The following is an 11,102-nucleotide window of genomic DNA, read 5'->3' as shown; positions in this document are numbered from 1 at the left end:
CAAGGCTACCCAACCCCCACCCCCCCCCCCCCCACCCCCCCCGCCCCCCCCCCCCCCCCCCCCCCCCCCCCCCCCCCCCCCCTCCCGTGTGTCCTAGGACACCTCGTTACGCGGTTCTACCCGGCGTTACGCGGTCGTGCGGCGACGGCGGCCGGTGCCCGCGACCAGGGCGGCGCCCATGGCGAGGGCCACGCCCGCGCCACCGAGGGCCCAGGAGGTGGCGGCGTCGGCGCCGGTCTCGGCGAGCTGGCCACCGGCGTTGTTGCTGCCGGTGTTGTTGCCGCCGGTGTTGTGGTCGACGACCGGGGTGGTGGTGCCACCGTCGGGCTTCGGGTTGTTGGTGTTGCCACCGGTGTTCCCGTTGCCGTTGCCGTGGTCACCGCCGGTGTTGCCACCGCCGTTGTTGGTGCCCGCGGCCTTGAGCTGGGACCGCTGGTGGTCGTCGTTCGACTCGATGTGCTCGCCCTCGACCTGGCTCCAGCCGACGGTGTGGAAGCCGAGCCCGGTGGTGGGCGCGCCCTTGGCGAACGAGATCCGCAGCTTGATGTCGAAGACATCGCCCTTGCCGATGGAGCCGGAGCCGATGTACAGGCCGTACGCCTCCTCGGAACCGTAGGCCTCGAGCAGCTGCCAGCCCTCGTTGTCCTCGTCGTCGGCGAGGTACGCCTCGAACTTGATCTGCTCGCTCGTGAGGAACGGGCCGTTCGTGAAGAGGTTCAGGCCCAGGGCGTAGTCCTTGAGGTTCCCGCCCTTGGAGTTGTCCACGTGGAGGGTGAAGTTCTGCGCGGCGCCGCCGGCGGTGAAGCTCGCGGGCAGGCCCTTGATGGAGAGCTTCGGGCCGTTGGCGACCGGGATCTCGTCGTCCGCGGAGTCGTCCTTGCCCGTGTCCACACCCGGGGCCGGGGCCGGAGCCGGAGCGGGCTTGGCGTCAGAGACCGGCGGGACGACCGGGGCGACGACCGGCGGGGTGACCGGGACGACGGGGGCCGGGGTCTCGGCCTTGTCGGTCTTGTCCGTCCCGGCGGCGGCGTCCTTCGTGAGGTCGGTGTCCGGGGTCGTGACCGCGGTGTTCTTGACCTCGTCGGCCATCGCCGGCGTGGCCATGAGGACCGTCGGACCGACCACGGCTGCGGCGGCCACGACGGCCATGCGCTTCAGGTTCATTGGTGTGTAATCCCTCCCGTGTGGCTCCGGGCGCGATCGCCCGTCCCCACCCCCAACATTTTTTGAACGCGCTCAGACTAATCGCTCTTTAAACAGCTTTTACCGCGGGGTAGGTCACGACTTGGCACAGGGGCCCGGAGCGAACCGGTATATACGGGTAGTAGGCGCCCGGATTCTGGACGAGCCCTTCCGCTGAGCGGACCCGCTCGCTACTGTCCCCGCAATGAACGCCCCGTGGCAGTGCCGCCGCGGGAGCGCAGCCGGTGCCATGGCTTAGTACCGGCGGCCTCTCCGTGCGTCGCCGAAGGGATACGGCAGCGCTCCACCCCGCGAGAGTCACCGCCGCTCACCGAAAGAGGGAGAGGCGTCGTGACCGCGGAAACCTCCCAGACTCTCGACAGAGGGCTCAGAGTCCTCAAACTGCTCGCCGACACCGACCACGGTCTGACCGTCACCGAGCTGTCCAACCGCCTCGGTGTCAACCGCACCGTGGTCTACCGCCTCCTCGCCACGCTGGAGCAACACGCCCTGGTCCGCCGTGACCTCGGCGGCCGCGCCCGCGTCGGGCTCGGCGTACTGCGGCTGGGACGTCAGGTCCACCCGCTCGTGCGCGAGGCGGCCCTGCCGGCGCTCCGCTCCCTCGCCGAGGACATAGGGGCCACCGCGCACCTGACCCTCGTCGACGGCACCGAGGCGCTCGCCGTGGCCGTCGTGGAACCGACCTGGACCGACTATCACGTCGCCTACCGGGCGGGCTTCCGCCACCCGCTGGACCGCGGCGCCGCGGGCCGGGCGATCCTGGCCGCCCGTCAGGGCTCCTTGATCGACCCCGGGTACACCTTGACCCACGGGGAGCTGGAAGCGGGCGCCAGCGGCGCTGCCGCGCCCCTGGTGGGCATCACGGGCCTGGAGGGCAGCGTGGGCGTCGTGATGCTCGCCGACGCCGTGCCCGAACGGGTCGGTCCGCGGGTCGTGGACGCGGCCCGCGAGGTCGCCGACGCGCTGCGCTGAGCCGGAGCGGGCGCCCGGCGGCTAGATTGGCCGGGTGCTCTCTCGCCTCACACGCATGTCGCGTCCCGCCGCCCTGGCCGTCTGCGCCGCGCCCCTGCTCGGCCTGTTCGCCGTGGCCGCCCTGGCGCCGCTGCCGTTCATCCTCGCGAGTCCGGGCCTGACCACGGACGTGCTCGGGGCGAAGGACGGCAAGCCCGTGATCACGGTCACGGGCGCGCCGACCCGGCAGACCAGCGGGCACCTGCGGATGACCACGATCCTGGCCACCGGCCCGTCCAGCACGGTCGGCCTGGCCGAGCTGGTCGACAACTGGTTCCGGACGGACCGCGCGGTCATGCCCAAGGAAGCGGTCTACCCGACGGGCGGCAGCGACAAGGAGATCACCGCGCACAACCTGGAGGAAATGACCCAGTCGCAGTCGGCCGCCGCCCAGGCCGCGCTCGGCTTCCTCCACAAGAGCCCCGACACGGTGAAGGTCGACCTCAACCTCGCCGACGTCGGCGGCCCCAGCGCCGGGCTGCTCTTCTCCCTCGGCATCGTCGACAAGCTCGACGGCGACGGCAAGGGCGGCGACCTCACCGGCGGCCGCGACATCGCCGGTACGGGCACCATCACCGCGGACGGCACGGTCGGCGCGGTCGGGGGCGTGGCGCTCAAGACCCAGGCCGCCGCGCGGGACGGCGCGACCGTCTTCCTGGTGCCCAAGGCCGAGTGCTCGGACGCGAAGTCCGAACTCCCCGAAGGGCTGCGGCTGATCCCCGTCACGACCCTGACGGAAGCGGTGAACGATCTGCGGGCACTGAACCTCGGGGAGCCGGTTCCGTCGTGCTGAGCGGCGGCTTCTCCATCGCCCGCCAGGCCGGGAAGACCAGCGGGGCGAGGGTCGTCAGCAGGTAGGCCCCGCCGAAGAGCAGCAGCGCCGGGCCGATGCCCCAGCCGTCCACCAGCAGGCCGGCGGCGAGCCCGCCGAGCGGCATGGTCAGTTCACAGCCCGCCGTGGTCACGCCCGCCACCCGGCTGCGCAGCTCGTCGGGCACGTGCTCATAGATCACCGTGGTCAGGACGGGGTTGAGCACGCCCGCCCCGAGACCGGACAGCGCCATCGTCACCGCGAGCGGCAGGGTCGTGTCGGTGAGGCCCGCCACCAGGAAGCGCGGCGCCCCGCAGAGCAAGAAGGCCACCGCGAACACCAACCGCCGGGGCAGCCGGTCGCCCCAGGCGCCGTAGAGCAGCGCGCCCAGCAGCGCGGAGCCGCCGAAGAGCGAGATCAGCAGGCCGATCGCGGTGGCCCCGCCGAGCGCCTCGCGGCCGTGCACCGGCAGCAGTACGGCGCCCCACCCCTGGTCGATGCCGTTCGTCAGCATGACCATGAAGGTGATCCCCAGCAGCAGCCGGGACCCCAGGAGGAAGCGCCACCCCTCGCCCAGCTCCGCGCGGTACCCCGCCAGGGACACCGACCCGGCCCGGCCCTGCGGTTCGGCCGCCGGCACCCCGCGCAGGAACGCACCGACCAGCAGTGCGGAGACCCCGAAGGTGGCCGCGTCCAGCAGCAGGACGGACTCGGCCCCGAAGAACGCGATGAGGACGCCCGCCAACGCGGCCCCGATCATCCGCGCCCCGCGCGAGACCGCGTCGTAGAGCCCGGCGGCCCGCGTCAGCGTGGTGCCCGCGTGCTCGGCGAGGTCGGGCAGCAGCACGCCGCGGGCGGTCAGCCCCGGGGTGTGCACCAGCCCGCCGACGGCCATCAGCGCGCACAGCATCCAGAAGTCCAGCGCCCCCGCGTAGTGCAGCACGGGGATGGTGGCGACGCAGAGGGCGCAGATCAGGTCCGAGGCCACCGAGACCCGGCGGCGGCCGATCCGGTCGATGACCGGCCCCCCGACGAGGGCGGCCACGATGACGGGCAGGGTGGCGCAGAAGGCCACGACCCCGGCCCGGCCGGCACTGCCCGTGGTCTGGAGGACGAACCACGGGACGCCGATGAGGGTGAGCGAACTACCGGCTATCGAGATGGTGTTGGCGACCAGGACGGCCGCGAACGGGCGCCTGCTCATGCCGCGTGCGGATGTGCGGAGCCCTGGCCGTAGCCCTGGCCGTGGGCGAGCAGCCGCGTCCCGGCGGCGACGAGCGCCTTGCCGAGCAGGGCCCGCACACCCGGTATGGAAGCGGTGTCGGCCTCCCGGGCGTGGGCCAGGGCGCCCCGCCGGGCGGCGGCTTCGGCGGCCCCCGCCGTCAGTTCGGTGGTGCGGGCGGTGTGCAGGACGGCGTGGGTCTCGGCGGGCGTGAAGGCCGGCGTGAAGGCCGGCGTCAGGGCGTGCGCGAGGGCGTGCGTGTGGACGGGAGCGGCAGGCGTGGAGGGCATGGCAGGACTCTTTCCGGCAGGAGGATGCGGGTCAATCGGTTTCCGGGGGTGGTGCGGGCGGGGCGGGGGAGGGCGTCAGTCCGAGGCGCGCGGGAAGACGTGCGTGTGGAAGCGGACCGTCTCGGTCTCCTCCGCGGGGCCCAGATCGCGGTAACTGTTGATCAGGTCGTGCATCTTGTGGATCAGTTCGTTCGCCTGGTGGGCCGTCAGGCGCAGCGTGAAGTCGCTGAGGTCCGCGCCCCGGCGCCACTCCGTCGACCAGGTGTGGGAGGTGCCGAGCCAGGTGTTCATCTCCTGCGCGTGGATGGTCGCGATCTCGTGCAGGAAGACCTCCGCCGCGCTGCGCGTGGCCGGGTCGGGGTCGTTCATCATCGTCTCGTCGAAGCTCGTGCCCTCATGGGCGGCCCGCCACCAGCGCTCGCGCCCCTTGCCGTGCTCGGGGGCGTCCTCGACGAACCCGTGGGCGGCGAGCTGGCGCAGGTGGTAGCTGGTGGCGCCGCTGGACTCACCCAGCTGCTCGGCCAGTTGGGAGGCGGTCGCCGGGCCGTTCTGGCGGAGGGCGGCCAGCAGCCGCATGCGGAGCGGGTGGGCGAGCCCCCGCAGGGCGTGCGCGTCGAGATTGCGGACCTTGGGCGCGGACGGCTCGGCGGAGGCGACCGCTTCGGTGGGCGTGACCGCTTCGGTGGACGTGGACGGTTCAGTGGGCGTGGATGGTTCGGCGGCGGGCTGCTGGGGCTCGGCGTTCTCGGGCATGCCTCAACTCTAGACTTGCAAAGAAGTCTTTGCAAGCACTTCTTTGCATAGGTTCCTTTGGAACTCAGCCCTCCTTGATGAACCCCTGCTCGATCAGCCACCGCTTCGCCACGTCGTGGGGGTCCTGCCCCTCCACGTCCACCTTCGCGTTCAGGTCCTGCGCCACCCGCGTCGTGAGCCGGCGCGTCAGCGGGTCCAGCAGCTGCGCGATCACCGGGTACTTGGCCAGCGTCTTCGCGTGGATCTCGGGGGCCGCGTTGTAGTTGGGGAAGAACCTCCGGTCGTCCGCCAGCGTGTCCAGGTCCATCGCCTTGATCCGGCCGTCCGTGGTGAAGGCCTCGCCCAGCAGGCAGGAGTTCGACTTCGACACCTGCGTGTAGATGATCCCGGCGTCCATCTTGCGCACGTTGCCCGCCGGGATCTTCATCTCGTAGGCCCGCTCCATCCCCGTCAGGCCGTCCTCCCGCGAGGCGAACTCGTTCTCCACGCACACCGTCACCGCCCCCGGGTCCTCCCGGGACAGCTTCGCCATGTCCGACATGGTCTTCAGGTGGTACTTGGCGTTGTTCTTCTTGCTGATCGCCAGCGTGTAGGTGTTGTTGAGGGACGACTGCGGCAGCCAGGCCACGCCGTTCTTCACGTCCGCCGCGCGGACCGCCTCCCACTGCGCGTGCGGGTCGTCGATCGGCTCGGCGTTGCCGAGGTAGGTGATCCAGGCGGTGCCCGTGTACTCGTACATCGCGTCGGCGTCGCCCTTGACGACCGCCTCGCGCGCGCTGATCGAGCCGGGCAGGTTCGTCCGGTCGAGGACCTCCGCGCCCGCCGCCTTGAAGATCAGCCCGATCATCTGGCCGAGGACGATGTTCTCGCTGAAGTTCTTCGACGTGACCGTCAAGGAGGCGCCCTTGAGGGGGAGACCCTGCCCGACCGAGCCGGGCACCACGTCGTCCACCAGCGGCGACCCGCTCTTGAGCCCGCACCCCGACACCGCCGCCAGCAGCGCCGCCGCCGCGAGCGCGGACCGTACCGCGGCACGCGCCCCCGCCCGCGCCCGTACTCCCGCCCGCGCACCCGGCCCCGCGCCCGATCCCGTACCCATCTACGCCTCCAGCCCGCGCGGCGTCATGACCGTCTCGGCCAGCGAGGCCAGCCAGTCCACGAACAGGGCCAGCGCCACCGTCAGCACCGACCCCAGCACCAGCACCGGCATCCGCTGCGTCTGGATCCCCGAGGTGATCAGGTCGCCCAGGCCGCCGCCCCCGCCGAAGGTGGCCAGGGCCGCCGTGCCGACATTGAGCACCAGGGCCGTCCGTACGCCCGCCAGGATCAGCGGGACGGCGAGCGGCAGCTCCACCTTGCCCAGCGTCCCCAGCGAGGACATCCCGATCCCGCGCGCCGCCTCCACCAGCTGGGGATCGATGGCCCGCAGCCCGGCCACGGTGTTGGAGAGCACCGGCAGCACGGCGTAGGCGACCATCCCGATGATCGCGGTCGAGGGACCGATGCCCAGCCAGATCACCAGCAGCGCCAACAGGCCGATCGCCGGGGTGGCCTGACCGATGTTGGCGATCGCGGTGACCACGGGAGCCGCCCTGCGCAGCGCGCCCCGGGTGAGCGCGATGCCCAGCGGGATGGCGATGACCAGGACCCAGAAGGTGGAGATCGCGGTCAGCTGGACGTGCTGGCGCAGCCGCAGTTGCACGTTCCCGCCGCTGAGGGAGTTCTCGGCGATCGTGTCCAGGTGGATGTTGGTGATCCACAGGTACGTCGCCAGCAGCACCAGCGCCAGCACGGCGGGCAGCACGACCAGCTGCGGCCAGGTGATCCGCCGCCGGGGCCGGGCCGCGGCGGCCGTCGACTCCGCGGCCCCCTCCCGCGGATCCTCGATCAGCGCCTCGTCGCGGAAGGCGTGGCCCATGACCTCGTGCTCACCCGGCGGGCGCTCGGGGGAGGGGACCGGTGACTTGCCGGTGCTCATGAGGGCTCCGCACCACCCTCCAGCTCTCGATCGGTGCGGTGGTGGCGCAGTTCCTCCAGGTCGTGCTGGTGCTCGGCGGCCGCGAGCCGGTCCGCCTCCAGCATCTCGTGCACCGAGTTCATCAGGGTCTCCACGTCGACGACGCCGATGTACTCCCCGCGCCGTCCGGTCACCGCCACCCGACCGCCGCTGTCCGTCAGGACCGCCTCCAGCGCGTCGTGCAGCGTGGCGTCCCGGGTCACCGTGTCGTGCACCAGCTGGCCCGCCCGCGCGAGGGAGCCCTTGGCCCGCATCAGGTCGCCGCGCCGCAGCCACTTGTAGGGGCGCCCGCGCCGGTCCAGCATCAAGAGCTCGTTGTGCGGGCCGGTGCGCAGCTTGTTGAAGATCAGCTGGAGCGGGTCGTCGACCGTCACCGTCGGGAAGTCGGCGATCTCGACCTCCCGGACCCGGGTGAGGTTGAGCCGCTTGAGGGCGGCGCCCGCGCCGACGAAGCCGGAGACGAAGTCGTCGGCCGGATTGGTGAGGATCGCCTCGGGGGTGTCGAACTGGGCGATGTGCGAGCGTTCGCGCAGTACCGCGATCCGGTCGCCCAGCTTGATGGCCTCGTCGAAGTCGTGCGTGACGAAGACGATCGTCTTGTGCAGCTCGTGCTGGAGCCGGATCAGCTCGTCCTGGAGGTGGTCGCGGGTGATCGGGTCGACCGCGCCGAAGGGCTCGTCCATCAGCAGCACGGGCGGGTCGGCGGCCAGCGCCCGGGCCACGCCCACGCGCTGCTGCTGGCCGCCCGAGAGCTGGCGCGGATAGCGGCCGTGGAACTCCCTCGGGTCCAGGCCCACCAGGTCGAGCATCTCCTCGACCCGGTCCTTCACCCGGGACTTGGACCACCCGACCATCTTGGGGACGAGGGCGATGTTCTCGGCGACCGTCATGTGCGGGAAGAGCCCGGACGACTGGATCGCGTACCCGATCTTGCGCCGCAGCTTGACCGGGTCCATGTCGGTGACGTCCTCGTCGCCGATCCGGATCCGGCCCGAGCTGGGCTCGATCAGCCTGTTGATCATCTTGAGGGTGGTGGACTTCCCGCAGCCCGAGGGGCCGACGAAGACGACGGTCTCGCCGGCCTTGATGTCCATGGAGACGCCGTCCACGGAGGGGTTGGGGTTGCCCGGGTAGCGCTTGGTGAGCTCCTCCAGCCGGATGGCCGCCCCGGAGGCCGAGGCCCCGGACGGCGCCGCTGCGGAGGGTGCTGCGGTGGTCTCGATCGGCTCAGACACGGATTCCCCTCGGGATGGTGAGACGACCGAGCAGGACGTACGCGGCGTCGAAGAGCAGGGCGAGGATGACGATGCCCACGGTCCCGGCCAGCACCTGGTTGATGGCGTTGGCGCTGCCGAGCGAGGCGATCCCGCGGAAGATCTCGTTGCCGAGCCCGGGGCCCGAGGCGTACGCGGCGATCGCGGCGATGCCCATGAGCATCTGCGTGGAGACCCGGATGCCGGTCAGGATCGGCGGCCAGGCGAGCGGCAGCTCGACCCGCAGGAGCCGGGCGGTGCGCGACATCCCGATGCCGGTGGCGGCGTCGACGAGGGCCGGGTCCACGCCCCGCAGTCCCACGATCGAGTTCCGGACGATCGGCAGCAGCCCGTACAGGGTCAGCGCGATCACGGTCGGTGCGACGCCGAGCCCGACGAGCGGGATCAGCAGGCCGAGCAGGGCCAGCGAAGGGACGGTCAGCACGGTCGAGGTGGAGGCGATGGCCAGATTGCCCGCCCAGCCGCTGCGGTAGGTCAGGACGCCGATCGCGATGCCGAGCACGGTCGCGATCACCATGCACTGGAAGACGGCGCTGGCGTGCTGGAAGGCGTCGGTCAGCAGCTGCTGGTGGCGGTGCGAGAGGTAGGACCAGAAGCTCACGCCGCGTCACCTCGTCCTTCCTGTCGGCCCGGTGCGGGCTCCGCCGCCCGCGGTCGCCTCGGTCGCCTCAGTCGTCCTCGGCCGCCTGTTCGACCAGCGGGATGATCCGCAAGGGTACGGGATTCTCCATGACAATTGCCGTCGAAGCCCGCACGATGCCATCAAATCCGACAACCCGGTCGATCACCCGCTGGAGGTCCGCGTTGGAACGGGCCACCAGCCGGCACAACATGTCGCCGTGGCCCGTGGTGGTGTGCAGCTCCAGCACCTCCGGGACCCCGGCCAAGTGCGCCCGTACGTCCGCGCCTTGCCCCTGTTTGATCTCCAGCGTGGCGAAGGCCGTGACCGGGTAGCCGAGCGCCGTCGGATCCACCTGCGGACCGAATCCGCGGATGACGCCATTCGACTGAAGCCGGTCCAGACGCGCCTGTACCGTGCCGCGCGCGACGCCGAGCCGCCGCGAGGCCTCCAGGACCCCGATCCGGGGTTCCCGGGCGAGCAGCACGATGAGCCGGCCGTCCAATTGATCGATCGCCATGGGTGTTCCTTCGCTGGTCATCCTGTACAGATGCTGCATTCATCCTGCGGTCTCACTGGTCAATATGTGCAATGGAAATGCGAACTATTGCGCAGCTTGTGGTTCGGCGGGACTCTGCGCTCATGACTGAGACCCTCGATCACGCCACGGACGCCGCCCGCACGGCAGACCCCTTCCCGGTCAAGGGAATGGACGCGGTGGTCTTCGCCGTCGGCAATGCCAAGCAGGCCGCGCACTTCTACTCCACGGCCTTCGGCATGAAGCTCGTCGCCTACTCCGGCCCGGAGAACGGCTGCCGCGAGACCGCGAGCTACGTCCTGACCAACGGCTCCGCGCGCTTCGTCCTGACCTCGGTCATCAAGCCGTCCACCGACCACGGCCGCTTCATCGCCGAGCACGTCGCCGAGCACGGCGACGGTGTCATCGACCTCGCGATCGAGGTTCCGGACGCCCGCGCCGCCTACGCCTTCGCCGTCGAGCAGGGCGCCCGCGGCCTGGACGAGCCGTACGAGCTGAAGGACGAGCACGGCACGGTCGTCCTGGCCGCGATCGCCACCTACGGCCAGACCCGCCACACCCTGGTCGACCGCTCGAACTACTCCGGCCCCTACCTGCCGGGCTTCGTCGGCGTCGCCCCCCTGGTGGAGGGCCCGGCCAAGCGGACCTTCCAGGCGATCGACCACTGCGTCGGCAACGTCGAGCTGGGCCGCATGAACGAGTGGGTCGCCTTCTACAACAAGGTCATGGGCTTCACGAACATGAAGGAGTTCGTGGGCGACGACATCGCGACCGAGTACTCGGCGCTGATGTCGAAGGTCGTCGCGGACGGCACCCTGAAGGTGAAGTTCCCGATCAACGAGCCGGCGATCGCGAAGAAGAAGTCGCAGATCGACGAGTACCTGGAGTTCTACGGCAGCGCGGGCGTCCAGCACATCGCGCTGGCGACGAACGACATCGTCTCGACGGTACGGACGATGCGCGCGGCCGGCGTGGCCTTCCTCGACACCCCGGACTCGTACTACGACACCCTCGGCGAGTGGGCGGGCGAGACCCGGGTGCCGGTGGAGACCCTGCGCGAGCTGAAGATCCTCGTCGACCGCGACGAGGACGGCTACCTGCTGCAGATCTTCACCAAGCCGGTCCAGGACAAGCCGACCGTCTTCTTCGAGATGATCGAGCGCCACGGCTCCATGGGCTTCGGCAAGGGCAACTTCAAGGCCCTGTTCGAGGCGATCGAGCGCGAGCAGGAGAAGCGCGGCAACCTCTAGCCGCAACGGCGGGGGGGGGGGGGGGGGGGGGGGGGGGGGGGGGGGGGGGGGGGGGGGGGGGGGGGGGAGAAGAGAAGAACCGCCATCCCACGCACCGCGGAGGGGGTGGGGTGT

Annotated in this window: 11 protein-coding genes and 1 pseudogene; 3 read left to right on the top strand and 9 right to left on the bottom strand. The window is 71.1% G+C overall.

The features are described from left to right. Nucleotides 1–126: 126 nt before the first annotated feature. The gene (locus tag ACZ4UB_RS38080) at nt 127–1,164 is read right to left on the bottom strand and encodes a hypothetical protein (protein ID WP_468077647.1); all 1,038 of its coding nucleotides are present in this window, start codon (nt 1,162–1,164) and stop codon (nt 127–129) included. Nucleotides 1,165–1,533: 369 nt separating this feature from the next. Here ACZ4UB_RS38080 and ACZ4UB_RS38075 point away from each other — a divergent pair, with 369 nt between their 5' ends. Next, on the top strand, nt 1,534–2,175 hold the full coding sequence (locus tag ACZ4UB_RS38075) for an IclR family transcriptional regulator (RefSeq protein ID WP_354384399.1): 642 nt from the start codon (nt 1,534–1,536) through the stop codon (nt 2,173–2,175). 55 nt (nt 2,176–2,230) lie between these two features. After that, a complete protein-coding gene (locus ACZ4UB_RS38070) occupies nt 2,231–3,007 on the top strand; it encodes a S16 family serine protease (protein WP_468077645.1) in 777 nt (258 codons plus the stop codon). Here ACZ4UB_RS38070 and ACZ4UB_RS38065 read toward each other — a convergent pair. The 8 genes and pseudogenes from ACZ4UB_RS38065 to ACZ4UB_RS38030 form a co-directional block, all read right to left on the bottom strand. Beyond that, nucleotides 2,937–4,241 (bottom strand): annotated as a pseudogene (locus tag ACZ4UB_RS38065) (MFS transporter); the annotation flags it as partial. The gene ACZ4UB_RS38070 and the pseudogene ACZ4UB_RS38065 overlap by 71 nt on opposite strands. After that, the gene (locus tag ACZ4UB_RS38060) at nt 4,226–4,537 is read right to left on the bottom strand and encodes a hypothetical protein (RefSeq protein ID WP_468077643.1); all 312 of its coding nucleotides are present in this window, start codon (nt 4,535–4,537) and stop codon (nt 4,226–4,228) included. The gene ACZ4UB_RS38060 and the pseudogene ACZ4UB_RS38065, both read right to left, overlap by 16 nt. A 75-nt stretch (nt 4,538–4,612) precedes the next feature. Further along, the gene (locus ACZ4UB_RS38055) at nt 4,613–5,290 is read right to left on the bottom strand and encodes an ArsR/SmtB family transcription factor (RefSeq protein WP_468077641.1); all 678 of its coding nucleotides are present in this window, start codon (nt 5,288–5,290) and stop codon (nt 4,613–4,615) included. Between the two features lie 64 nt (nt 5,291–5,354). Beyond that, complete coding sequence (locus ACZ4UB_RS38050; RefSeq protein ID WP_468077639.1) at nt 5,355–6,389, bottom strand: glycine betaine ABC transporter substrate-binding protein; 1,035 nt, start codon at nt 6,387–6,389, stop codon at nt 5,355–5,357. Continuing rightward, the gene (locus ACZ4UB_RS38045) at nt 6,390–7,268 is read right to left on the bottom strand and encodes an ABC transporter permease (RefSeq protein WP_468077636.1); all 879 of its coding nucleotides are present in this window, start codon (nt 7,266–7,268) and stop codon (nt 6,390–6,392) included. After that, entirely contained in the window at nt 7,265–8,542 is a 1,278-nt protein-coding gene (locus tag ACZ4UB_RS38040) for an ABC transporter ATP-binding protein (protein WP_468077634.1), read from the bottom strand. Before ACZ4UB_RS38040 ends, ACZ4UB_RS38045 begins: the two co-directional genes overlap by 4 nt. Then, on the bottom strand, nt 8,535–9,182 hold the full coding sequence (locus ACZ4UB_RS38035; protein ID WP_354384405.1) for an ABC transporter permease: 648 nt from the start codon (nt 9,180–9,182) through the stop codon (nt 8,535–8,537). Before ACZ4UB_RS38035 ends, ACZ4UB_RS38040 begins: the two co-directional genes overlap by 8 nt. 67 nt (nt 9,183–9,249) lie before the next feature. Then, entirely contained in the window at nt 9,250–9,720 is a 471-nt protein-coding gene (locus ACZ4UB_RS38030; protein ID WP_354384435.1) for an Lrp/AsnC family transcriptional regulator, read from the bottom strand. Between the two features lie 122 nt (nt 9,721–9,842). On the opposite strand from ACZ4UB_RS38030, the gene hppD reads away from it, so the two are divergent. Further along, a complete protein-coding gene (hppD, locus tag ACZ4UB_RS38025) occupies nt 9,843–10,988 on the top strand; it encodes a 4-hydroxyphenylpyruvate dioxygenase (protein WP_354384406.1) in 1,146 nt (381 codons plus the stop codon). The last annotated feature ends 114 nt before the right edge of the window (nt 10,989–11,102 follow it).

This window comes from Streptomyces sp. NPDC028419 (assembly GCF_055565515.1).
Note: the sequence above shows the minus strand (reverse complement) of the source record. Positions and strands in the feature narration are given on the sequence as shown.

What these genes read in the sequence shown, in the direction of transcription:
- ACZ4UB_RS38080 (WP_468077647.1), bottom strand. Translation starts at nt 1,164, where the DNA reads ATGAACCTGAAGCGCATGGCCGTCGTGGCCGCCGCAGCCGTGGTCGGT.
- ACZ4UB_RS38070 (WP_468077645.1), top strand. Translation starts at nt 2,231, where the DNA reads ATGTCGCGTCCCGCCGCCCTGGCCGTCTGCGCCGCGCCCCTGCTCGGC.
- ACZ4UB_RS38060 (WP_468077643.1), bottom strand. Translation starts at nt 4,537, where the DNA reads ATGCCCTCCACGCCTGCCGCTCCCGTCCACACGCACGCCCTCGCGCAC.
- ACZ4UB_RS38055 (WP_468077641.1), bottom strand. Translation starts at nt 5,290, where the DNA reads ATGCCCGAGAACGCCGAGCCCCAGCAGCCCGCCGCCGAACCATCCACG.
- ACZ4UB_RS38050 (WP_468077639.1), bottom strand. Translation starts at nt 6,389, where the DNA reads ATGGGTACGGGATCGGGCGCGGGGCCGGGTGCGCGGGCGGGAGTACGG.
- ACZ4UB_RS38045 (WP_468077636.1), bottom strand. Translation starts at nt 7,268, where the DNA reads ATGAGCACCGGCAAGTCACCGGTCCCCTCCCCCGAGCGCCCGCCGGGT.
- ACZ4UB_RS38030 (WP_354384435.1), bottom strand. Translation starts at nt 9,720, where the DNA reads ATGGCGATCGATCAATTGGACGGCCGGCTCATCGTGCTGCTCGCCCGG.
- hppD (WP_354384406.1), top strand. Translation starts at nt 9,843, where the DNA reads ATGACTGAGACCCTCGATCACGCCACGGACGCCGCCCGCACGGCAGAC.